This is a genomic window from Pseudomonas sp. RIT623 (assembly GCF_004519305.1).
Classification (GTDB): Bacteria; Pseudomonadota; Gammaproteobacteria; order Pseudomonadales; family Pseudomonadaceae; genus Aquipseudomonas.
Map to the genome: position 1 here is coordinate 1 of NZ_SOZA01000021.1, position 22,373 is coordinate 22,373.

The window sequence follows — 22,373 nt, forward strand, 5'->3', positions numbered from 1 at the left end:
GGGCCGCCAGGGGCCTGCCACAACCCTTGCAGCGCCTAGCAGATCGAGCGCCGCCCGCGCGGCGCTTCGCCGGCAAGCCGGCTCCTACAGTTTGTTTCGGGCCAGTTATGCCTGTGAAAGTATCGGCGCCTGCCTTGGTGCTTGTCGTGAGTCGGTACCAACAAGGCGGACTAGGTGATGGCGCAGAAGAGACTGGCCCGAAACAAACCTGTAGGAGCCGGCTTGCCGGCGAAGCGCCGCGCGGGCGGCGCTCGATCTCATAGGCGCTGAATGCCTAACGGCGGACACCTCTCACCGCAAACACAACTTCCAGACGGACACCTCTCAACCCCAAGCCCCCGTCGCCACTTCCCTACCCCTTACAAGCTAGGAAACGCAAACTGCGACGCCTCATGGCTGGCCCGCTGCGGCCAGCGCTGGGTAATCGCCTTGCGCCGGGTATAGAAGCGCACCCCATCCGGACCATAGGCATGCAAGTCACCGAACAACGACCGCTTCCACCCACCAAAGCTGTGATAAGCCACCGGCACCGGCAGCGGTACGTTCACCCCAACCATGCCCACCTCGATCTCATCGCAGAACAACCGCGCCGCCTCACCGTCACGGGTAAAGATGCAGGTGCCATTACCGTACTCGTGCTCGTTGATCAGCTGCATCGCCTGCTCCAGGCTGTTCACACGAACAACACACAGCACCGGGCCGAAGATCTCTTCCTTATAGATGCGCATCTCAGGCGTGACATTGTCGAACAGCGTGCCACCGACAAAGTAGCCATCCTCGTTACCTGCCACACGATAGCCACGACCATCGACCACCAGCTTGGCGCCAGCGGCAACACCCTCATCGATGTAGCCAACTACCTTGTCGCGGGCCGCGGCAGTCACCAACGGCCCCATGTCCAACCCACAGGAAGTACCGGCACCAATCTTCAACGCCTTGATCTGCGGTTCCAGCTTGGCGATCAGGGCATCGGCCACCTGGTCGCCCACGCAGACCGCCACCGAGATAGCCATGCAACGCTCGCCGCACGAACCATAGGCAGCGCCCATCAGCGCGCTGACCGCATTGTCCAGGTCGGCATCGGGCATCAGTACCGCGTGGTTCTTCGCGCCGCCCAGGGCCTGCACACGCTTGCCGCGCTTGGTGCCCTCGGCATAGATGTACTCGGCGATCGGGGTCGAACCGACGAAGCTCAGCGCCTTGACCTCCGGCGCCTCGATCAGCGCATCGACCGCCTCTTTGTCGCCATGCACGACGTTCAGGATGCCCTTCGGCAGGCCAGCTTCGAGCAGCAGTTGCGCGATGAACAGCGTAGAGCTTGGGTCACGCTCGGAAGGTTTGAGAATAAATGCGTTACCACAGGCGATCGCCAGCGGGTACATCCACAGCGGCACCATGGCCGGGAAGTTGAACGGGGTGATACCGGCAACGATGCCCAGCGGCTGGAAATCCGACCAGGCATCGATGTTCGGCCCGACATTACGGCTGTACTCGCCTTTGAGCACTTCCGGAGCCGCGCAGGCGAACTCGACGTTCTCGATACCACGCTTGAGCTCGCCGGCGGCGTCCTCCAGGGTCTTGCCGTGCTCCTCGCTGATCATCTGCGATATCTTCGCCTCGTTCTGCTCAAGCAGCTGCTTGAAGCGGAACATCACCTGGGCGCGCTTGGCCGGCGGAGTGTTGCGCCAAGCCGGGAAAGCGGCCTTGGCCGAGTCGATGGCCTGCTGGACGGTGGCACGGCTGGCCAGTTCGACCTTGCGCACGGCCTGCCCGGTGGACGGATTGAAGACCTCGGCGGTGCGCTCGCCCTTGGTGACCAGCTCGCCGTGGATCAGGTGCTGAACAATGCTCATGCAGAACTCCAGATAAAGAAAGTAGAAGCAGGCGCGCAATTCACGCGCCTGACGTCAAAAGCGGAAAGATCAGTCGACCTTGTTCAGGGCTTCGCCTACGGCATCGAACAGACGGTCCAGCTCCTGCGGCTGGGTATTGAAGGTCGGCCCGAATTGCAGGGTGTCGCCGCCGTAGCGCACATAGAAGCCGGCTTGCCACAGTTTCATCGCCGCCTCATATGGGCGCACGATGGCGTCACCGTCGCGCGCGGCGATCTGGATGGCGCCGGCCAGGCCGTAGTTGCGGATGTCGACGATGTTCTTGCTGCCCTTGAGCCCGTGCAACAGCTGCTCGAAGTGCGGCGCCAGCTCGGCGGCGGACTGCACCAGGTTTTCCTTTTGCAGCAAGTCCAGCGCGGCGATACCGGCGGCGCAAGCCACCGGGTGCGCCGAATAGGTGTAGCCGTGGGGGAATTCCACCGCGTACTCGGGCGTCGGCTGGTTCATGAAGGTCTGGTAGATCTCGCCGGTGGCGATCACCGCGCCCATCGGGATGGCGCCGTTGGTGACCTGCTTGGCGATGCACATCAGGTCCGGGGTCACGCCGAAGGCTTCAGCGCCGGTCATCGCGCCCATGCGGCCAAAGCCGGTGATCACTTCGTCGAAGATCAGCAGGATATTGTGCTGGGTGCAGATTTCACGCAGGCGCTTGAGGTAACCCTTGGGCGGCGGCAACACGCCAGCCGAGCCGGCCAGCGGCTCGACGATCACCGCGGCGATGTTCGAGGCGTCGTGCAGCTCGATCAGCTTGAGCATTTCGTCAGCCAGGGCGATACCGCCCTCTTCCGGCATGCCCTTGCTGAACACGTTGGCCGGCAGCACGGTGTGCGGCAGGTGATCGACGTCCAGCAGCTGGCCGAACAGCTTGCGGTTGCCGTTGACGCCGCCCAGGCTGGTGCCGGCGATGTTCACTCCATGGTAGCCGCGGGCACGGCCGATGATCTTGGTCTTGGTGGCCTGGCCTTTCAGGCGCCAGTAGGCACGCACCATCTTCAGCGCGGTGTCGGCGCACTCGGAGCCGGAGTTGGTGAAGAACACGTGGTTGAGGTCACCCGGCACCAGGTTGGCGATTTTCTCAGCCAACTGGAACGCCAGCGGGTGGCCAAACTGAAAGGCCGGCGAGTAGTCCAGGGTCGCGACCTGGCGGGCGACCGCCTCGCTGATCTCCTTGCGGGTGTGCCCGGCGCCGCAGGTCCACAGGCCCGACAGGGCGTCGAACACCTTGCGGCCCTTGTCGTCGACCAGGTAATTGCCTTCGGCCGCGACGATCAGGCGCGGGTCGCGCTGGAAGTTGCGGTTGGCGGTGTAGGGCATCCAGTGGGCGTCCAGCTTGAGCTGGCTGGCGATACCGGTATGGGCGGTCTCGGGCATGTTCATCGGGCGGTTCCTCGAAAGACGATTAGGCAACGATGGATGTTGTTGCAGCTAAATTGGCACGGCGATAAAGTCCAGAAAACCCAACATTTCTAACCTTCATTCCGCAGCGTGCTAAACATATGAGCCGACGTCCCGATCCCCTCGCCCAGGTCAGCGATTTTGATATCCGCTTGCTGAAAATCTACCGCAGCGTGGTGGAATGCGGCGGCTTCTCGGCGGCTGAAAATGTTCTGGGCATCGGCCGTTCGGCGATCAGCCAGCAGATGAACGACCTGGAGCAACGTCTTGGCCTGCGCCTGTGCCAGCGCGGGCGCGCGGGGTTTTCGCTGACCGAGGAAGGTCGCGAGGTTTACCACTCGGCCCTGCAACTGCTCAGCGCCCTGGAAAGCTTTCGCACCGAGGTCAACGGGCTACACCAGCATTTGCGCGGTGAACTGAACATCGGCCTCACCGACAACCTGGTAACCCTGCCGCACATGCGTATCACCCACGCCCTGGCCGAGTTGAAGGACCGCGGCCCGGACGTGCGCATCCAGATCCGCATGATCGCCCCGAGCCAGGTAGAGCAGGGCGTGCTCGACGGCAGCCTGCATGTCGGCGTGGTGCCACAGACCAGCCCGCTGTCGGGACTTGAGTATCAGCCGCTGTACAGTGAGCGCTCGCTGCTCTACTGCGCGGTCGGCCACCCGCTGTTCTACGCCGACGACCAACAAATCGACGACCTGCGCCTGAACAGCCAGGATGCCATCGCCCCAACCTTCCGCCTGCCCGCCGATATCCAGGCGCACTACCAGGCCCTGCACTGCACCGCCAGCGCCTCGGACCGTGAAGGCATGGCCTTCCTGATCCTCACCGGGCGCTACATTGGCTACCTGCCCGACCACTACGCCAGCTTCTGGGTGCAACAAGGCCGCCTGCGCGCGCTCAAGCCTGCGCAGCGCTTCTACGACCTGGGCCTGAGCTGGGTGACGCGCAAGGGACGGCGACCGAACCTGGTGCTGGAAAGCTTTTTGGAAAACCTGGCTGCGACGCGTTGATACCCATCTGAGCCGCAAATGCTTGTCACTTCGGCACAGGCAGGTAATCTGTCGGACATTCGTAACGACCCGTCCGGAATCGTCCATGACCCTAGAAGTCCCTGCGCATCGCTCCCCCGCCTCGGGCAAGCCCGCCGGCCGCATCCGCCAGAAGAACGAGCAGGCCATCATCCAGGCCGCCGAAGACGAGTTCGCCCGCCACGGCTACAAGGGCACGAGCATGAACACCATCGCGCTCAAGGCCGGCTTGCCCAAGGCCAACCTGCACTACTACTTCACCAACAAGCTGGGCCTGTACATCGCCGTGCTGAGCAACATCATCGAGTTGTGGGACAGCACCTTCAACGCCTTGAACGTCGAGGACGACCCGGCCGAAGCGCTGAGCCACTACATTCGCACCAAGATGGAGTTCTCCCGGCGCAACCCGCAAGCCTCGCGGATCTTCGCCATGGAAGTAATCAGCGGCGGCGAGTGCCTGAGCGAGTACTTCAGCGCCGACTACCGCGACTGGTTCCGTGGCCGCGCCGCGGTTTTCCAAGCCTGGATCGACGCCGGCAAGATGGACCGGGTCGACCCGGTGCACCTGATCTTCCTGCTCTGGGGCAGCACCCAGCACTATGCCGACTTCGCCACCCAGATCTGCCAGGTCACCGGCCGCAGCCGCCTGACCAAGCAGGACATGGAAGACGCCAGCAACAACCTTATCCACATCATTCTCAAAGGCTGCGGCATCACCACGCCCGCCTGACCCGGACCTATGCCTTCTACCCTGCTCGAGCTCTGCGAGTTCCGCGAGGACATTCGCAAGAGCCGCTTCATCACCCTCGCCGGCCCGATCAGCAGCGCCGCCGAGGCGATGGCCTTCATCGAACGCCACAGCGACCTGGCGGCCACCCACAACTGCTGGGCCTGGAAACTCGGCGCCCAGTACCGCAGCAGTGACGATGGCGAACCCGGCGGCACTGCCGGCCGGCCGATCCTCGCCGCCATCGAGGCCCAGGATTGCGACCAGGTGGTCGTCCTGGTGATCCGTTGGTACGGAGGCATTCAGTTGGGCACCGGCGGCCTGGCCCGCGCCTATGGCGGTGGTGCCAACAAGTGCCTGCAACAGGCGCCGAAGCGGCTGCTGGTGCAACGCAGCGAATTCAGCTGCAGTTGCAGCTTCAGCGAGCTGGCGTTGCTCAAGCTGCGCCTGGCCGAGGCGGATGGGCTGGTACTGGACGAACGGTTCACCGCCAATGGCGTCGACCTGCAGATCGCCCTGGGGGACGCACACCTCAATACCCTGCAACAGCAGTTGGCCGACCTCAGCCGTGGGCGGATCCTGCTCGAACGCCGCTGAAGGTTGCCCACAACTACTGTGGGCGTGCCTGTGGATAAGCTTTGGGCATTTTAGTGCAGGCCTTTACCGACAAGGCCTGCAAGGCTTTGAGCATATTTTGATCACAGCCGTATGACAGGCGTGCAAACCGAACGGGATCAGTTAGTTATCCCCAGGCGTTGAGCAGAACTGCGCCCGCCACCTGCTGTTTCAAGACGTTGCGCTTGCACACAGATACTGTGGAGCAGCTTGTGGATAACCCGTGCGGCGATGCGCCAGACCCCGTAATCACGGGGCTTGCGCCGAACTGATCATTTTCTGACCAGGCCGGGCATCGAGCCCTGGTCTGGAGTATGCTCCTGAGCCAGCACCCACCTTTTCAGGAGCCCCGCAATGACCGCACAGAAAACCGCCCTGATCATCGGCGCCTCACGTGGCCTGGGCCTCGGCCTGGTGCAGCGCCTGCGCGAGGACGGCTGGAACGTCGTCGCCACCGTGCGTGATCCGCAAAATCCCGGCGCGCTGGCCGAGGTACCTGGTGTGCGCATCGAACGCCTGGAAATGAACGACACCGCGCAGCTTGACGGCCTCAAGCAACGCCTGCAAGGTGAGGTATTCGACCTGGTATTCGTCAACGCCGGAGTCATGGGCCCGCTACCGCAGGACCTGGAGCGCGTCCAGGCGCAGGAAGTCGGCGAGCTGTTCATGACCAACGCCGTGGCGCCGATCCGGGTCGCCCGCCGCCTGGCCGGCCAGGTACGCCAAGGCAGCGGTGTACTGGCGTTCATGAGCTCGATCCTGGGCAGCGTGACCATTCCCGACGGTGGCGAGATCTGCCTGTACAAGGCCAGCAAGGCCGCGCTCAACTCGATGATCAACAGCTTCGTGGTCGAACTGCAGCGCCCCGACCTGTGCGTGCTGGCCATGCACCCGGGCTGGGTGAAGACCGACATGGGTGGCGACAACGCCGAGATCGACGTGCTCACCAGCACCCGCGGCATGCTCGCGCAGATCAAGGCGCAAAGCGGCAAAGGTGGTCTGCGCTTCATCAACTACCAGGGCGAGGCGCTGACCTGGTGAATTGAAAGCCGCGTGGCGAGGCAGTAGACTTCAAGCCTCGCCCCCGCGGCGAACCTGGATCAGCAGACAGGGCAACACTGAGCTGGCTTACCTGAACCCACTTTCAGAGGAGCCGGCACCATGCCTGCGACCCGTACCTGGTTGAAATCCCCCCTTGCCATCTTCACTGCCAACGACGCCGATGCCAGCGCTGGCCTGGTGATCGAAGACGGCCGCATCACCGAGCTGCTGGCCGCCGGCCAAACGCCCAGCACACCCTGTGATCAAGTGTTCGATGCCCGTGAACATGTAGTGCTGCCTGGCCTGATCAACACCCATCATCACTTCTACCAAACACTTACCCGCGCCTGGGCGCCGGTGGTCAACCAGCCGTTGTTCCCTTGGCTGAAAACCCTTTACCCGGTGTGGGCGCGCCTGACCCCGGCCAAGCTCGAGCTGGCCAGCCAGGTAGCACTGGCCGAACTACTGTTGTCTGGCTGCACCACTGCCGCCGACCACCACTACCTGTTCCCCGAAGGCCTGGACAACGCCATCGACGTGCAGGTCGAGGCCGTTCGCAAGCTGGGCATGCGCGCCATGCTCACCCGCGGCTCGATGAGCCTGGGCGAGAAGGACGGCGGCCTGCCGCCGCAACAGACCGTGCAACAAGGCGAGGTGATCCTCGCCGACAGTCAGCGGCTTATCCACAGCTACCACGAGCGTGGCGACGGCGCGCGCATCCAGATTGCCCTGGCGCCCTGCTCACCGTTCTCGGTCACCCCAGAGATCATGCGGGCCAGCGCCGAGCTTGCCGAGGAACTGGACGTGCGTCTGCACACCCACCTGGCCGAAACCCTCGATGAAGAAGACTTCTGCCTGCAGCGCTTTGGCCTGCGCACCGTCGACTACCTCGACAGCGTCGGCTGGCTCGGCCCACGCACCTGGCTGGCCCACGGCATCCACTTCAACCCCGACGAGATCACCCGCCTCGGCGCTGCCGGGACCGGCATCTGCCACTGCCCCAGCTCGAACATGCGCCTGGCTTCGGGCATCTGCCCGACCGTGGAGCTGGATGCCGCGGGTGCGACGGTTGGCCTGGGGGTGGACGGTTCGGCCTCCAACGACGCCTCGAACATGATCCTCGAGGCGCGCCAGGCCCTGTACCTGCAGCGCTTGCGCTACGGCGCCGAACGGATCACGCCGGAACGCGCGCTGGGCTGGGCGACCCGCGGCTCGGCCAAGTTGCTGGGGCGCGGAGATATCGGCGAACTGGCCCTGGGCAAGCAGGCCGACCTTGCGCTGTTCAAGCTCGATGAACTGCGTTTCTCCGGCAGCCACGACCCACTTTCAGCCCTGCTGCTGTGTGGCGCCGACCGTGCCGACCGGGTGATGGTCGGCGGCCAGTGGCGGGTCATCGACGGCCAGATCGAGGGCCTGGACGTGCAGGGCCTGATCGCCAACCATCGCCAGGCCGCCGCCCAACTGATCGCCGGTTGATGAACCAAGGCCTGGGCGGGCGCATTGCCCGGCCAGGCTCTGTAGAATGGCGGCCAACCGTACCTGATCGAGATTGCACACATGTATGACTGGCTGAACGCCTTGCCCAAGGCGGAACTGCACATGCACCTGGAGGGTTCCCTGGAGCCCGAACTGCTGTTCGCCCTGGCCGAACGCAACAAAGTCGCCCTGCCCTGGGCCGATGTGGAAACCCTGCGCGGCGCCTACGCCTTCAACAACCTGCAGGAATTCCTCGATCTTTATTACCAAGGCGCCGATGTCTTGCGCACCGAGCAGGACTTCTACGACCTGACCTGGGCCTACCTGCAACGCTGCAAGGCGCAGAACGTGATTCATACCGAGCCGTTCTTCGATCCACAGACCCACACCGACCGTGGCATCCCTTTTGAAGTAGTGCTGAACGGCATCAACCAGGCGCTCAAGGATGGCCGTGAACAACTGGGGATCGGCAGCGGCCTGATCCTCAGTTTCCTGCGCCACCTGAGCGAAGATGAAGCCCAGAGAACCCTCGACCAGGCCCTGCCGTTCCGTGACGCCTTCGTCGCCGTAGGCCTGGACAGCTCGGAAAGAGGCCACCCGCCAAGCAAGTTCCAGCGCGTGTTCGACCGCGCCCGCAGCGAGGGCTTGCTGACCGTTGCCCATGCCGGCGAGGAAGGCCCGCCCGAATACATCTGGGAAGCACTTGACCTGCTGAAGATCCAGCGTATTGACCATGGCGTGCGCGCCATCGAGGACGAGCGGCTGATGCAGCGCATCATCGACGAGCAGATCCCGCTGACCGTCTGCCCGCTGTCCAACACCAAGCTGTGCGTGTTCGACCACATGAGCCAGCACAACATCCTCGACATGCTCGAGCGCGGCGTGAAGGTCACGGTCAACTCCGATGACCCAGCCTACTTCGGCGGCTACGTCACCGAGAACTTCCACGCCCTGCACGAGCACCTGGGCATGACCCAGGACCAGGCCCGTCGCCTGGCACAGAACAGCCTCGACGCACGTCTGGTGCGCTAACCCACCTGTCGTGTCGGCAGCCGCGCGATAGCGTTGATGTGCTGCAACCCGGGCGGCGTAAGCTGTACCGCCCGGTTGCCTTCCAGCTCACGCACCCAACCCGACTGCTGGAACAACCGCAACAGCGCCTGCCCCAGGCGCCCCCCCAGATGCGGTCTTTGGTCGCTCCACTCGGTGCAATGGCAAATGATGCAACCGCGCTTGCCATCAGGCACCAAGGCGTCGATGAAGACCCCCAGGGCTGCCAATCGCGCTTTGCCTGCGACACTCACGCACAACTGCTGCTCGCTGCCCTCGAGCCAGCCGTCGGCGAGCATGCGCTGGAACAGGTCGGCCGCCACCTCGCCGCCCAGGTGGTCGCCACATAGACGCGCCTTGCGCATGGACAGCGGGATCTGCAAGGCATCCGCTTTGCGCCCAGCGTCACGCACCTGCAATTGCACGCTGGCAAGCGCCTCCACTGCCGCACCCACCTCGGGGGTGGCCAAGCGGAAATAGCGCTTGCGCCCACGAGGCTCGAAGCGCAGTAGCCCCGCCGTTGACAGCAACGAAAGATGTGCACAGGCTGACGACGTACTGAGGCCGGTGAGCAGCGCCAGTTCATCCGCCGCCCGCGGCGTGCCATCGATCAGCGCCCATAACATGGCACTACGCTTGGGGTCGGCCATCAGGCCAGCGACCTGGCTGATGCTGCAGACTTCGTTCATGAACCTGACGCTCCCTGATGTATCTCGGCTGGTAGGCGGGGAAATGGCGCTATGCCGGGGCAGTATAAAACCACTCGTGGTTGACTTGCCGAGCCCTGTAGGACAGCTCCCGACCGCCCTGTCCCCTCCCTTGCGAACGCAGGCCAAATCGGCTGTTAGCCTGTGATTCCGCCGCTATGGCAGCACAGGGCCAAGTCGCCTTACCGGAGTCGTCAAAAAGTCCTATAGATGCGCTCAACAATTACCAGGCGCGATGCAGAAAGCTCCCCTCTCCAAACCCGCCATGACCGTCAGTCAGGGTACTGATCCTGGTCATGCCGATTGCCTGGACTGGCGCTAAACTTCATCCGCTCTCGCTCACTGGAGGTGAATCGCGATGAAGATTGTCGTCAGTGCGTCGAACCGAAACCCTGCTTGCCCTTGGCAGGTCCAGTTGGACCAGCACGTGGTAAGTTTCCGCAACGAAGCCGAGGCACGGGCCTTCGTGGCCTTGCTGGAGACGCGCCTGAACGCGCCTCATGCCCTTACACCGAGCGCCTGGCCTGCAAGCGCCGGGTCAACATTGCGACACTGACCACCACGGCCCCACACAAACTGATCACCAGGGCCATGGGCACCGCGCTGCCGTCATGCAGCACGCCGACCAGAGCGGCCGCGGCCGCCGCAACGCTGAACTGCAGGCAGCCCATCAATGCCGAAGCACTGCCTGCCCGGGCCCCCTGGCCACTCATGGCGCACGCCGAGGCGTTGGGAATGATGCAGCCGAGGCTGGCGATGCAGACGAACAGCGGCACCAGCAACGGCCAAAGCGTCACGGGACGCAGCGCCGCCACCAGCAGCAGCGCCAGCGCCGCGGCCAGGTACAGCCAGACTGCGCGCGCCAGCAAGAACGCCGGCCCACGCTTGGCCAAAAGGCGCGCATTGACCTGGGCCATCAGGATGAAACCAGCGGCATTGGTGCCGAACAGCCAGCCATAGTGTTCGGCAGGCACGCCGTACAGCTTGATGAAGACAAAGGGCGAACCGGCGATGTAAGCGAACATACCGGCTATGGCGACCCCGCCAGTCAGGGCATGACCCACGAACACGCGGTCACCGAGCAGGCGCAGGTACTGGCGCAATGCACCCGATAGCGGCTGGCGCGGCACATGCGTCGGCAGGCTTTCCGGCAGCCCCAGGCCGACGGCCACCAGGCAGGCGGCGCTGAACAGGCTCAAGGCCAGGAAGATCGACTGCCAGCCGGCCACGTTGACCAGCACGCCGCCGAGCATCGGCGCCAGAATCGGCGCCAGGCCCATCACCAGCATCAATTGCGAGAACACCTTGGCCGAAGCCACTGCGTCGCACTTGTCACTGACGATCGCCCGCGACAGCACCATGCCGGCACAGCCACCTAGCGCCTGGACGAAACGCGCCACGATCAGGCTGTCGAGGTTCGGCGCGTAAGCGCAGGCCAGCGACGCCAGGGTGAACAGGCCGACGCCGAACAGCAGCGGGACGCGCCGGCCGAAACGGTCGGCCACCGGGCCGTAGGCCAACTGGCCAAGGGACAGGCCGAGGAAGTAGGCAGCCAGGGTGGTCTGCACGTGCTTTTCATCGGTGGCGAAAGCGTGCGCCATGGCCGGGAAAGCAGGCAGATAGAAGTCGATCGCCAAGGGCCCGAACGCACTCAGGGCGCCGAGAATCAGCAGGGTTCGCAGGTTCATGGAGAATCCATAGCAGGCTAAGCAAGCGCTTAAGTCTACCTGTACTGGGTGCCCTGGCGATGAAAACCTTCGTAATAATTGCCGCCGATTTTTCCCCGTAGAAGCCGGCTTGCCGGCGAACACCGGCACAGCCGGTGCCATCCGGCCAGGCGCCTGGTTCGCCAGCAAGGCTGGCACCTATGGCATGAGGTTTACAGGGTCAAACCCTGATCAGGCCACTTCGGCCTGATATCCCTCCTGGCGAATCGCGGCCAGGATCTGCTCCGCCGCCAAGGCACTTTCCACCCGCACCTGTCGCGCCGCCAGGTCCACTTCCACCCGCGCCGCGCCATCCTGCTCCTGCACCGCTCGGGTCACGCCTTTCACGCAATGGCCGCAGGTCATGCCTTGTACATTGAAAACTTGCATCTAGGTTACCTCCTGGTGGGTTTTGCCCAGTCTCATCCTTGCCATCGGGGCAAGGTCAAGTTCTGCCGGCAACGGCCGGGCTGGAAATCCGCGCGCGGCTCGGCCAAGCTGCGCCTTTGACGTTTTTGCCAAGCAGGAGATTCTTCATGATCAGGGCAGCATTGGGCCTTGTCGGGCTACTGGGCGCGCTCGCCGGGGTGCCAACGGCCAGCGCCGAGGGCAACGCGGACTACAGCGTGCTGATGATTTCCCGGGAACGCCTGGAAGTGGCCAGCAGTTGCGAGATCGGCATCTACCTCAACGATCAGTTGGCTGGCCGTCTGTTCCAGGAGCAGGCGACCTCGTTCAACCTGCCGCCGGGCCCTGTGGACGTGCGCCTGCGCCTGCTGCCAGGGCAGGTACCCGGCTGCGCGCCAGGGATCGAGGACCAACGCAGCACGCGACTCACCCTGCAGGCGGGCCAGATCAACAAATACCGCATTGCGATGGGACAAAATGGCCTGGTGCTGAAGCGAGCCGGCTTGGGCTATTGACCTTGCCCGCATGGCAAGGTTGATGCTGCAGGCCAGTCCACGGAGGAGAGAGCCATGCCCGCATCCACCACCTTCGACCTGCCGATCGCTGGCATGACCTGCGCCAGTTGCGCAGGTCGGGTCGAACGCGCCTTGCGCAAGGTCACCGGTACCGAACACGTCAGCGTCAACCTCGCCACCGAGCAGGCCCGCGTCCAGGCCCCGGCCGACAGCCTGCCGGCATTGGTCGACGCCGTGCGCGACGCTGGTTACAGCGTGCCGACCCGCACCCTCGAACTGCAGATCGGCGGCATGACCTGCGCCAGTTGCGTCGGCCGTGTCGAACGCGCCCTGGCCAAGTTGCCGGGGGTGCAGCAGGTCAGTGTCAACCTGGCCAACGAACGCGCCCACCTGGAAGTGCTCGAGGCGCTCGCTGACGACACCCTGATCGGCGCGGTCGAAAAGGCCGGCTACAGCGCCAGCCTGCCACGCGCCCGCCAGGACGACCAAGCCCAGGCACAGCGGCGTTTGCGCAACGAACGCCTGGCGGTCGGCGCCGCCCTGCTGCTGGCCCTGCCCCTGGTACTGCCGATGCTGGTACAACCCTTCGGCCTGCACTGGATGCTGCCGGCCTGGGCGCAGTTCCTCCTGGCCACCCCTGTGCAGTTCATCCTCGGTGCGCGCTTTTATGTCGCAGCCTGGAAAGCCGTACGCGCCGGCGCCGGCAACATGGACCTGCTGGTCGCCCTGGGTACCAGCGCCGGTTACGGCCTGAGCCTGTATCAATGGGCCAATGCCGCTGCCGGCATGGAGCCGCACCTGTACTTCGAAGCCTCGGCGGTGGTGATTGCCCTGGTGTTGCTGGGCAAGTACCTGGAGAGCCGCGCCAAACGTCAGACCGCCAGCGCCATCCGCGCCCTCGAAGCCTTGCGCCCGGAGCGCGCGGTACGGGTACGCGACGGACGCGAGGAAGACGTCGCGATCAGCCAACTGCGCCTGGGCGACCAGGTGCTGGTCAAGCCCGGCGAGCGCTTCCCCGTCGATGGTGAAGTGCTCGAAGGCAGCAGCCACGCCGACGAAGCGCTGATCAGCGGCGAGAGCCTGCCGGTGCCCAAGCAGCCCGGTGACGCCGTCACCGGCGGCGCCATCAACGGCGAAGGCCGCCTGCTGGTGGAAACCCGGGCGCTCGGCACCGAGACCGTCCTGGCCCGCATCATCCGCCTGGTCGAGGATGCCCAGGCGGCCAAGGCGCCGATCCAGAAACTGGTCGATCGGGTCAGCCAGGTGTTCGTTCCGGCGGTGCTGGTATTGGCGCTGATCACCTTGCTCGGCTGGTGGCTGGCCGGCGCGCCACTGGAAACCGCCCTGATCAACGCCGTCGCGGTCCTGGTGATCGCCTGCCCTTGCGCCCTCGGCCTGGCCACGCCGGCGGCGATCATGGCCGGAACCGGCGTCGCCGCCCGCCACGGCATCCTGATCAAGGACGCCGAAGCCCTGGAGCGCGCCCATGCGGTGAATCGCGTGGTGTTCGACAAGACCGGCACCCTGACCTCGGGCAGCCCGCGCATCGTTCACAGCCAATCCGCGACAGCTGACGATGGCGAACTGTTGCGCCTGGCCGGCGCCTTGCAGCGCGGCAGCGAACATCCGCTGGCCAAGGCCGTGCTCGACGCCTGCGCCGAACAAGGCATCGACGTGCCGCAGGTGGTGGCCAGCCAATCGCTCACCGGCCGGGGTATCGCCGGGCAGGTGGACGGCCGTGAACTGGCCCTGGGTAATCGCCGCCTGCTCGACGAAAGCGCCTTGTCTCCCGGCGCACTGACCAGCAACGCCACAGCCTGGGAGGCCGAGGGACGCACCTTGTCCTGGTTGGTCGAGCTTGGCAGCCAACCGCGGGTGCTGGGCCTGTTCGCCTTCGGCGACAGCCTCAAGGCCGGCGCCGACGTCGCCATTGCCGCGCTGCACCGGCGTGGCATCAGCAGCCACCTGCTGACCGGCGACAACCGCGGCAGCGCCAAGGTGGTGGCCGAGGCCCTGGGGATTGACGACGTGCATGCCGAAGTGCTGCCGGCCGACAAGGCCGCCACAGTGGCGGCGCTCAAGCGCGATGGCGTGGTGGCCATGGTCGGCGACGGCATCAACGACGCCCCGGCCCTGGCCGCCGCCGATATCGGCATCGCCATGGGTGGTGGCACCGACGTGGCCATGCAGGCCGCCGGCATCACCCTGATGCGCGGCGACCCACGCCTGGTGCCTGCGGCCCTGGAAATCAGCCGCAAGACCTACGCGAAGATTCGCCAGAACTTGTTCTGGGCCTTCATCTACAACCTGGTCGGCATCCCCCTGGCCGCGCTCGGTTATCTCAATCCCGTGCTCGCCGGCGCCGCCATGGCCCTGTCCAGCGTCAGCGTGGTGAGCAATGCGCTGTGGCTGAAGACCTGGAAACCCACCGCCGACCATCAGGAGCTGCCATGAACATCGGCCAGGCCGCCCGCCGCAGCGGGCTCAGCGCCAAGATGATCCGCTACTACGAGGCCATTGGCTTGCTGCGCCCGGCCCAGCGCAGCGACAGCGGTTATCGCCTGTACCAGCAGGAAGACCTGCACAGCCTGGCGTTCATCAAGCGCTCGCGCGACCTGGGCTTCTCCCTGGAGGAAGTGGCGAAGCTATTGACCCTCTGGCAGGATCGCCAGCGCGCCAGTGCCGATGTGAAGGCCCTGGCGATGCAGCATATCGATGAGCTGAACCGGCGCATCGAGGAGCTGGTAAGCCTGCGCGACACCTTGGGCGAACTGGTCGCGCACTGCCAGGGTGACGATCGGCCGGATTGCCCGATCCTCAAGGACCTGGCCAATGGCGGCGGTTGCTGCCACTGAGGCAAGGCCGACCCGCCGGGGGCGCTCAGAGGCGGAGCTCGCCCGGCGTCGCCCCAAACAGCTGCTTGAAAGCGGCGATGAACGCCGAGGTCGAGTCATAACCGCAGCCCAGCGCCGCCTGGGTAACACTCTCCCCTGCCTCCAGCAGCGCCAGCGATGACAGCAGGCGCATGCGCTGGCGCCAGTTGCGAAAGCTCAGGCCCGTCTCGCGCTGGAACAGGCGCATCAAGGTTTTCTCCGACACACCCAACTGCCCAGCCCATTGCTGGAGGGTCTGTACTTGGTCGGGCGCGGCGATCAACCCATTGCACAGCGCCAACAACCCCGGGTGACGTGGCAGTGGCAGCGAGAAACCTACGTCTGGCAGGGCGCGCAGTTGGTCCAGCAGCACCGCCACCAGCCGCGCCTCTACGCTGTCTCCAGTCGGGTAGTCCACGGCGAAGGTGCAGAACTGCTTGATCAACTCGCGCACCAGCGGCGTGACCTGCAATACCCGGCATTGCTCCACGGCCCAGGGGCAAGCATCGCGACGCACATAGAGGCTACGCATCTCGGCCTGCATCGAGGTCACCACCTCATGCTCGATGCCTGCCGGGATCCACACGCCCCATTGCGGTGGGGCGAAATAGCTGCCCGTACTGGTGTAGACGCCCAGCACGCCACTGATGGCGTAGGAGAACTGCACCCAGTCGTGATGATGGCGGGTGGTCCACGAGCCGGCGTCCAGGCTCTCGGCGCGCGCATAGAGCGGCCTGGGCAAGTGGCTCAGGGTGGGGATGGCACGTGGTCCAGTGGTAGACATTGATACTGCCCAATAATGCGAGACGGACACAATACCAGCCGCGCGCCCCGCGAGCTGGCTGGCGCTGGTCATCGCGGGGTAAGCCCACAAGCCAGGCGGCTACCTGCGCTAACGCTCGATGATCGCCGTTACCCCCTGCCCACCCGCCGCGCAGATGGAAATCAACCCCCGCCCCTTGCCACGCGCCTTCAGCAGCTTGGCCATGTTCGCCAGGATCCGCCCACCGGTCGCGGCGAACGGGTGGCCTGCCGCCAGCGAGCTGCCCTTCACGTTCAACTTGCTGCGGTCGATGGCGCCCAGCGCTGCGTCCAGCCCCAGGCGCGACTGGCAATAGGTCGGGTCTTCCCAGGCCTTGAGGGTGCACAACACCTGGGCGGCAAACGCTTCATGGATTTCGTAGTAGTCGAAGTCCTGCAAGCTCAGGCCATTACGCGCCAACAACCGCGGCACCGCGTACACCGGCGCCATCAGCAAACCCTCCTGGCCGTGGACGAAGTCCACCGCCGCCGCCTCGCCATCCACCAGGTACGCCTGCACCGCAAGGCCCTGCTCCTGTGCCCAGTCCTCGCTGCCCAGAAGCACCAACGAGGCGCCGTCGGTCAGTGGCGTGGAGTTGCCCGGGGTGAGCGTGCCCAGGCCGCTGCGGTCGAATACCGGCTTGAGCTTGGCCAGTTGCGCCAGCGTCAGGTCCGCGCGCAGGTTATTGTCGCGCGTCAGGCCAAGGTAGGGCGTCAGCAGGTCGTCGTGCCAGCCTTCGGCGTAGGCCGCCGCCAAGTGCTGGTGGCTGAGCAGCGCCAGCGCATCCTGGTCGCCGCGCTCGATTTGCCAGGTTTGCGCCATGCGCTCGCAATGCTCGCCCATCGACAGCCCGGTGCGCGGCTCGCCATTACGCGGCAATTCGGGCCGCAAATGATGCGGGCGCAGTTTCAGAAACGGTTTGAGGCGTTCGCCCAGGGTTCTACCGCGGTTGGCTTGCAGCAGGATCTGCCGCAGCCCTTCGTTGACCGCGATTGGGGCGTCCGAGGTGGTATCCACCCCACCGGCGATCGCACTGTCGATCTGCCCCAGGGCGATCTTGTTGGCCACCAGCAAGGCCGCCTCCAGCCCTGTGCCGCAGGCTTGCTGGATATCGTAGGCCGGGGTTTGCGGCGACAACCGCGAGCCCAGCACGCATTCGCGGGTCAGGTTCATGTCACGCGATTGCTTGAGTACCGCTCCTGCCACCACCTCGCCCAGGCGCAGGCCATGCAAGCGATAGCGCTCGACCAGCCCTTCGAGGGTCGCGGTAAGCATCGCCTGGTTGCTGGCCTTGGCATAGGCGCCGTTGGAGCGGGCGAAAGGTATCCGGTTGCCGCCCAGGATCGCGACCCGGCGAATGGAATGCATGCCTGTTCCTCCTGAAACGATTTGATCCGTAAGCGTAGGCCGTTTCCAGCGATTCGAACGCCCCCTGGGTAAAACTGGTCCACACTTGCAAGCTTGCCTTCAGGGAGAACCGTACATGAGCGATCGTTATCTGGGCTTTGCCAACTCCACTCTTGGCCGCAAGTTGGTCGATGCTTTGGGCCTGCCGCGCCCAGTCCCGCTGGAGCGCTGGCAGGCCGGCCGGTTGCGCCCGATCGAGGGCGCGCTGGTGCTCGGTGGAGGGCCGCTGGCCGCGCAAGTCGCCGCCATCGCTCCCCGACTCACGGCCGATTGCTACAGCTTCAACAGCGACTTGCTGCCAGCGCCGGCCTGGGTAGCCGGCCTTGGGCCGAAGCTCAAGGCGGTGGTGTTCGATGCCAGCGCGTTATCCGACAGCGACATGCTCAAGCAGTTGCGTGAGTTCTTCCAACCCCTGCTGCGCAGTCTCGCGCCCAGTGCCCATGTACTGATCCTTGGTCGTGCCCCCGAACACCTCGCCGATCCGCTGGCCAGCGTCGCCCAGGGCGCCCTGGAGGGCTTCAGCCGCTCGCTGGGCAAGGAGCTGCGCAACGGCGCCACGGCCAACCTGCTGTATGTCGGCGAAGGCGCCCAGACGCAACTCGAAGGTGCCCTGCGCTTCTTCCTCTCGCCCAAGAGTGCGTTCGTCAGCGGCCAGGTGCTGCGCCTGGCAGCCTGCGCCGCCCAGGTCGAGGACTGGACCCGCCCACTGGCCGGGCGCCGGGCCCTGGTCACAGGTGCCGCCCGCGGTATCGGCGCGGCCATCGCCGAAACCCTGGCACGCGATGGTGCCGAGGTCACCTTGCTCGACGTGCCCCAGGCCCAGCGCGATCTCGATGCTGTGGCCGCGCGCCTGGGTGGCCGCGCCCTGGGCCTGGACATCTGCGCCGCCGATGCCGCCGCGCAACTGATCGACGCCCTGCCGGAAGGCCTGGACATCGTCGTGCACAATGCCGGCATCACTCGCGACAAGACCCTCGCCAACATGACCCCGGAATACTGGGACGCGGTGCTGGCGGTCAACCTCAAGGCGCCCCAGGTGCTGACCCAGGCGCTATTCGAGGCCGGCATGCTGCACGACAACGCCCGCATTACCTTGCTGGCATCGGTCAGCGGCATTGCCGGCAACCGTGGCCAGGCCAACTATGCCGCCAGCAAGGCAGGGCTGATCGGCTTCGCCCAGGCCTGGGCGCCACGCCTGGCTACCCAGGGCGCCAGTATCAACGCGGTGGCGCCGGGCTTCATCGAGACCCACATGACCGCGGCCATGCCCATGGCCCTGCGCGAGGCGGGTCGGCGCCTGAGTTCACTGGGCCAGGGCGGCCTGCCGCAGGATGTCGCCGAAGCCATCGCCTGGCTCAGCCAGCCGGGTTCGGGGGCGATCAACGGCCAGGCCTTGCGGGTCTGCGGCCAGGCCCTGATGGGAGCGTGAACATGAACCGTCCATGGCACGACCTGCACCGCCCCGACAGCCGCTTGGGCCTGTACCTGCGCGCCCTCGGCAAACGCCGGATCACTGGCAGCCAACTGCCGGCGCAAGGCTTGCGCTGCTATTTACGGGTAGATCACGACAACCTGGCGGCCTATCGTCGGCTCTGCCATTTCGCCGATGACGGACGCCTGCCTGGCACTTATCCGCACGTCATGGCCTTCAGCCTGCAATTACAATTGCTCAGCGCCCATGACTTCCCTTTTCCGTTGCTCGGCCTGGTGCACCTGCGCAACAGCCTGCAGGTCCTGCGCCCGCTGGGCGGCATCGATGGCTTGCGCTTTGCGGTACATGCCGACAACCTGCAAGCCCATGCCAAGGGCGGCACCTTCGACCTGATCACCGAGGCCGAGGACGGGCTAGGCCCGCTGTGGCGCGAAACCAGCCGCATGCTGGTGCGCGGTCTGAAGCCTGAGCAGCAGGTCGAGCAAGCACCCGAGGCGCAACCCGACGCATTGCCGGAGGCTACCCGCTGGTACGCCGACAGCGACATCGGCCGACGCTATGCGCGGGTCTGTGGCGACTACAACCCGATCCACCTAAGCCGCCTGAGTGCGCGGCTGTTCGGCTTCCCCAGGGCCATCGCCCATGGCATGTGGAGCCAGGCCATGGCCTTGGCGGCGCTGCAAGGACACCTGCCCAGGGCGAGCTATGCGTTCGAGGTCGACTTTCTCAAGCCGGTGCGCCTGCCCTCGGAAGTGCTGCTCAGCGCCAGCGAGGCCGGCCCCAGCGGCGTGCTCAGGCTCGACGGCCATGGCGGCCTGGTGCATATGCTCGGAGGCTGGCATTCACTCTGAACCTCGGGCCTTGTGGAAGTTGGCTTGCCACCTGGTTGCCGGATAAACCGGCTTGCTTTGCAACGGGCCTCGCCGGAAGCTATGCGCCACGAGGAGAGCCCAATGAACCTGCAAGAACTGACCGAACGCCTGCATCGCATCCGCGACAACAACGACTGGCGCGGTTTCCACAGCCCCAAGAACCTGGCCATGGCCGCCAGCGTCGAAATGGCCGAACTGGTGGAAATCTTCCAGTGGCTGACCGAGGAGCAGTCGCGCCAACTGCCCGCCGACCAGCTCGCCCACGCCGGCCAGGAAGTCGGCGATATCGTCCTCTACCTGTTGCTGCTGTGCAGCGAGCTGGGGCTGGACATGGACGCCGTGGTACGGGCCAAGCTGGCCGACAGCGAGAGGCGCTTCGCCAAATGAACGACCGTCACTTCGATGAACTGGCCAGCCGCTTCGCCGAGAAAATCTACGGCGGTGCCAAGGGTGCGATCCGCCTGGCCGTGCTTCAGGCCGACCTGGCCGAAACCTTGCCCGACCGCCCCCTGCGCGTGCTCGACATCGGTGCCGGCCTTGGCCATATGGCGCTGTGGCTGGCCCAGCGCGGGCACCACCTGACCCTGGCCGAACCCGCCGCGCCGATGCTCGACGGTGCCCGCGCGCGCTTCACCGAAGCCGGCGCGACGGCGACCTTCATCCAGGCGCCATGGCAGGACCTGCTCGGCCAGCTCACCGAGCCCTACGACCTGGTGCTGTGCCATGCCGTGCTCGAATGGCTGGCCGAGCCCGAGAGTATCCTGCCGGTGCTGCACCAGCTGACCGCCCCGGGTGGCTGGCTTTCACTGGCGTTCTACAACCGCGACGCGCTGGTCTACCGCAACCTGCTCAAGGGCCATTTCCGCAAGCTGCGCAGCAACCGCCTGGCCGGAGAAAAGCAGAGCCTGACCCCACAGAAACCGCTTGATCCCCGTGAGCTCAAGGCGCAACTTGGGCCTTACTGGCAGGTCGAAAGCGAAAGCGGCGTGAGGGTGTTCCACGACTACATGCCCAAGGAATTCCAGGCCCAGGCCGAGCTGCTCGACTTGCTGGAGATGGAACTGGCGCACCGCCGCCACCCCAGTTTCGCTGGACTCGGCCGCTACCTGCACTGGATCTGCCGGCCTCACTGAAGCATCCGCCAGGAGGACTCATGGCGTACCGCCTGTTGTGTCTGGCCCTGTTGCCCTTCGCCCTGGCCGCCTGCCAGGGCAGCAACCCTTATGTCGCCAGCAGCAAGCCGCTGCCGCCGGCACCGCCCCAGGCCGCCACCACCTTCGACAGCAGCGCCTACCCGGCGCCGGCGCGCGACTATGGCCGCTATCGCAGCTGGCGCTGGCGCGACGACCAGTTGCCGCAGGGCCCGCTGAACGCGGCCCCCGGGCAGTTGGCGGACGCGGTCAGCAACGCGCTCGACCAGCACGGCCTGCGCCCGGCCCGAGGCGCCGCCGCCGACCTGCTGGTAAGCGCCAAAGTGCGCCTGGAGCGGCGCCTGCGCCAGGTGCGGGACTACGACTACGATCCCTACTACGGCCCCTACGGCGGCATCGGCTACGGCGGCTATCGCAACGGTTACGGCGGCTATGCCAGCGTGCCGATCGTGCGTACCTACGAGGTCGAGGTGATGGTGGTGCGCATCGACCTGTTCGACGCCCGCGACGGCCAGCCGGTCTGGAGCGCCAGCGCCGAAAGTGGCAGCGACAAGGACTCGCCGCGTGAACGCGAAAGCGCCCTGCGTGAATCGGTGGGCAAGGCGCTCAGCGGCTATCCTCCCAGTTAACCTTGAACCGGAGAACCATCATGTTGCGCCGTCTCGTTCCACTGTCACTCGCCCTGTTGCTGGCGGCCTGTTCGAGCAACAACGTGCAACAGGACTTCGATGCCAGCCGCGACTTCGCCGCCTATCGCAGTTGGGCCTGGCAGGAGCCGGCCCTGCAATACCGCCCGGACGACCCACGCATCAAGAGCGACCTGACCGAACAGCGTATCCGCCAGGCCGTGACCGGACAGCTCGACCAGCGCGGCCTGCGCCCGGCGCAGGGCAATGCCCGACCCGATGTGAAAGTGCGCGCCTACCTGATCGTCGAAGAACGCCAGCAGCAGATCACCACCAACTATGGTGGTGCCTGGGGCGGTTACTGGGGGGGCTACTGGGGCGGACCGATGTACAACGAGACCCGCAGCGTCGACTACAAGGTGGCGACTATCCAGGTCGACCTGTTCGATGGCCGCGACGGCAAGCTGGTGTGGCGCGGCAGCGCCGAGCAGATCATGAACAACTACCCACCCAGCCCGCAGGAGCGCAACGCGGCGATCCACAAGACCGTGACCCAGGTGTTGAGCAACTATCCGCCGCATTGAGGTGCGCAACGCCAGACCGCGCCTGCCTGTAGGAGCCAGCTTGCTGGCGAACCAGGC

23 protein-coding genes are annotated in these 22,373 nt (G+C 65.4%); 16 read left to right on the plus strand and 7 right to left on the minus strand.

Going from position 1 to position 22,373, the window contains the following annotated elements:
- Positions 1 to 359 precede the first annotated feature (359 nt).
- The gene (locus E3U47_RS15155) at positions 360 to 1,853 is read right to left on the minus strand and encodes a CoA-acylating methylmalonate-semialdehyde dehydrogenase (protein ID WP_134692417.1); all 1,494 of its coding nucleotides are present in this window, start codon (positions 1,851 to 1,853) and stop codon (positions 360 to 362) included.
- 69 nt (positions 1,854 to 1,922) lie between these two features.
- The gene (locus tag E3U47_RS15160; RefSeq protein WP_134692419.1) at positions 1,923 to 3,269 is read right to left on the minus strand and encodes an aspartate aminotransferase family protein; all 1,347 of its coding nucleotides are present in this window, start codon (positions 3,267 to 3,269) and stop codon (positions 1,923 to 1,925) included.
- 119 nt (positions 3,270 to 3,388) lie between these two features.
- Here E3U47_RS15160 and E3U47_RS15165 point away from each other — a divergent pair, with 119 nt between their 5' ends.
- From E3U47_RS15165 to E3U47_RS15190, 6 genes are all read left to right on the plus strand, one after another.
- On the plus strand, positions 3,389 to 4,306 hold the full coding sequence (locus E3U47_RS15165; RefSeq protein WP_134692421.1) for a LysR family transcriptional regulator: 918 nt from the start codon (positions 3,389 to 3,391) through the stop codon (positions 4,304 to 4,306).
- Between the two features lie 85 nt (positions 4,307 to 4,391).
- Positions 4,392 to 5,054, plus strand: coding sequence for a TetR/AcrR family transcriptional regulator (locus E3U47_RS15170; protein ID WP_134692423.1), 663 nt, complete (start codon positions 4,392 to 4,394; stop codon positions 5,052 to 5,054).
- 9 nt (positions 5,055 to 5,063) lie between these two features.
- Positions 5,064 to 5,648, plus strand: a complete 585-nt coding sequence (locus E3U47_RS15175) for a YigZ family protein (protein ID WP_134692425.1) — start codon at positions 5,064 to 5,066, stop codon at positions 5,646 to 5,648.
- A 372-nt stretch (positions 5,649 to 6,020) separates the two neighbouring features.
- Complete coding sequence (locus tag E3U47_RS15180) at positions 6,021 to 6,707, plus strand: SDR family oxidoreductase (RefSeq protein ID WP_134692427.1); 687 nt, start codon at positions 6,021 to 6,023, stop codon at positions 6,705 to 6,707.
- 120 nt (positions 6,708 to 6,827) lie between these two features.
- Positions 6,828 to 8,183 (plus strand): 8-oxoguanine deaminase, encoded by a 1,356-nt coding sequence (locus E3U47_RS15185; protein ID WP_134692429.1) that lies wholly within the window; start codon positions 6,828 to 6,830, stop codon positions 8,181 to 8,183.
- An 81-nt stretch (positions 8,184 to 8,264) separates the two neighbouring features.
- A complete protein-coding gene (locus E3U47_RS15190) occupies positions 8,265 to 9,215 on the plus strand; it encodes an adenosine deaminase (RefSeq protein WP_134692431.1) in 951 nt (316 codons plus the stop codon).
- Here E3U47_RS15190 and E3U47_RS15195 read toward each other — a convergent pair.
- Positions 9,212 to 9,922 carry a helix-turn-helix transcriptional regulator gene (locus E3U47_RS15195; RefSeq protein ID WP_134692433.1) on the minus strand — a complete coding sequence of 237 codons (711 nt, stop codon included), beginning with the start codon at positions 9,920 to 9,922 and terminating at the stop codon, positions 9,212 to 9,214. The two genes, E3U47_RS15190 and E3U47_RS15195, sit on opposite strands and share 4 nt — an antisense overlap.
- Positions 9,923 to 10,298: 376 nt before the next feature.
- On the opposite strand from E3U47_RS15195, the gene E3U47_RS25240 reads away from it, so the two are divergent.
- The gene (locus E3U47_RS25240; protein ID WP_134692435.1) at positions 10,299 to 10,496 is read left to right on the plus strand and encodes a hypothetical protein; all 198 of its coding nucleotides are present in this window, start codon (positions 10,299 to 10,301) and stop codon (positions 10,494 to 10,496) included.
- Here E3U47_RS25240 and E3U47_RS15205 read toward each other — a convergent pair.
- Together E3U47_RS15205 and E3U47_RS15210 are read right to left on the minus strand one after the other, a co-directional pair.
- Positions 10,447 to 11,628, minus strand: coding sequence for a multidrug effflux MFS transporter (locus E3U47_RS15205; RefSeq protein ID WP_134692438.1), 1,182 nt, complete (start codon positions 11,626 to 11,628; stop codon positions 10,447 to 10,449). The two genes, E3U47_RS25240 and E3U47_RS15205, sit on opposite strands and share 50 nt — an antisense overlap.
- Positions 11,629 to 11,838: 210 nt before the next feature.
- Positions 11,839 to 12,036, minus strand: coding sequence for a heavy-metal-associated domain-containing protein (locus tag E3U47_RS15210; protein WP_134692440.1), 198 nt, complete (start codon positions 12,034 to 12,036; stop codon positions 11,839 to 11,841).
- A 146-nt stretch (positions 12,037 to 12,182) separates the two neighbouring features.
- On the opposite strand from E3U47_RS15210, the gene E3U47_RS15215 reads away from it, so the two are divergent.
- From E3U47_RS15215 to cueR, 3 genes are read left to right on the plus strand one after another with little or no spacing between them, the layout of a single operon-like run.
- The gene (locus E3U47_RS15215) at positions 12,183 to 12,569 is read left to right on the plus strand and encodes a hypothetical protein (RefSeq protein ID WP_134692442.1); all 387 of its coding nucleotides are present in this window, start codon (positions 12,183 to 12,185) and stop codon (positions 12,567 to 12,569) included.
- A 54-nt stretch (positions 12,570 to 12,623) separates the two neighbouring features.
- Positions 12,624 to 15,023: a heavy metal translocating P-type ATPase gene (locus E3U47_RS15220; RefSeq protein ID WP_134692444.1), complete on the plus strand. Its 2,400-nt coding sequence runs from the start codon at positions 12,624 to 12,626 to the stop codon at positions 15,021 to 15,023.
- Positions 15,020 to 15,424: a Cu(I)-responsive transcriptional regulator gene (gene cueR / locus E3U47_RS15225; RefSeq protein ID WP_134692446.1), complete on the plus strand. Its 405-nt coding sequence runs from the start codon at positions 15,020 to 15,022 to the stop codon at positions 15,422 to 15,424. Before E3U47_RS15220 ends, cueR begins: the two co-directional genes overlap by 4 nt.
- 25 nt (positions 15,425 to 15,449) lie before the next feature.
- Here cueR and E3U47_RS15230 read toward each other — a convergent pair whose 3' ends face one another.
- Together E3U47_RS15230 and E3U47_RS15235 are read right to left on the minus strand one after the other, a co-directional pair.
- Entirely contained in the window at positions 15,450 to 16,226 is a 777-nt protein-coding gene (locus E3U47_RS15230) for a helix-turn-helix transcriptional regulator (protein WP_134692448.1), read from the minus strand.
- 108 nt (positions 16,227 to 16,334) lie between these two features.
- Positions 16,335 to 17,612 carry an acetyl-CoA C-acetyltransferase gene (locus E3U47_RS15235; RefSeq protein WP_134692450.1) on the minus strand — a complete coding sequence of 426 codons (1,278 nt, stop codon included), beginning with the start codon at positions 17,610 to 17,612 and terminating at the stop codon, positions 16,335 to 16,337.
- A 115-nt stretch (positions 17,613 to 17,727) separates the two neighbouring features.
- Here E3U47_RS15235 and E3U47_RS15240 point away from each other — a divergent pair, with 115 nt between their 5' ends.
- The 6 genes from E3U47_RS15240 (at position 17,728) to E3U47_RS15265 (ending at position 22,316) form a co-directional block, all read left to right on the plus strand.
- On the plus strand, positions 17,728 to 19,080 hold the full coding sequence (locus tag E3U47_RS15240; protein ID WP_134692452.1) for a 3-oxoacyl-ACP reductase: 1,353 nt from the start codon (positions 17,728 to 17,730) through the stop codon (positions 19,078 to 19,080).
- A gap of 2 nt (positions 19,081 to 19,082) precedes the next feature.
- Positions 19,083 to 19,934 (plus strand): MaoC/PaaZ C-terminal domain-containing protein, encoded by an 852-nt coding sequence (locus E3U47_RS15245; RefSeq protein WP_134692454.1) that lies wholly within the window; start codon positions 19,083 to 19,085, stop codon positions 19,932 to 19,934.
- 102 nt (positions 19,935 to 20,036) lie between these two features.
- Positions 20,037 to 20,342, plus strand: coding sequence for a MazG-like family protein (locus E3U47_RS15250; protein ID WP_134692456.1), 306 nt, complete (start codon positions 20,037 to 20,039; stop codon positions 20,340 to 20,342).
- The gene (locus E3U47_RS15255; protein ID WP_134692458.1) at positions 20,339 to 21,088 is read left to right on the plus strand and encodes a methyltransferase domain-containing protein; all 750 of its coding nucleotides are present in this window, start codon (positions 20,339 to 20,341) and stop codon (positions 21,086 to 21,088) included. The genes E3U47_RS15250 and E3U47_RS15255 overlap by 4 nt, the downstream gene beginning before the upstream one ends.
- Positions 21,089 to 21,108: 20 nt before the next feature.
- Positions 21,109 to 21,735 (plus strand): DUF4136 domain-containing protein, encoded by a 627-nt coding sequence (locus tag E3U47_RS15260; protein ID WP_134692460.1) that lies wholly within the window; start codon positions 21,109 to 21,111, stop codon positions 21,733 to 21,735.
- Positions 21,736 to 21,755: 20 nt separating this feature from the next.
- Positions 21,756 to 22,316 (plus strand): DUF4136 domain-containing protein, encoded by a 561-nt coding sequence (locus tag E3U47_RS15265; RefSeq protein ID WP_134692462.1) that lies wholly within the window; start codon positions 21,756 to 21,758, stop codon positions 22,314 to 22,316.
- Positions 22,317 to 22,373: the final 57 nt, after the last annotated feature.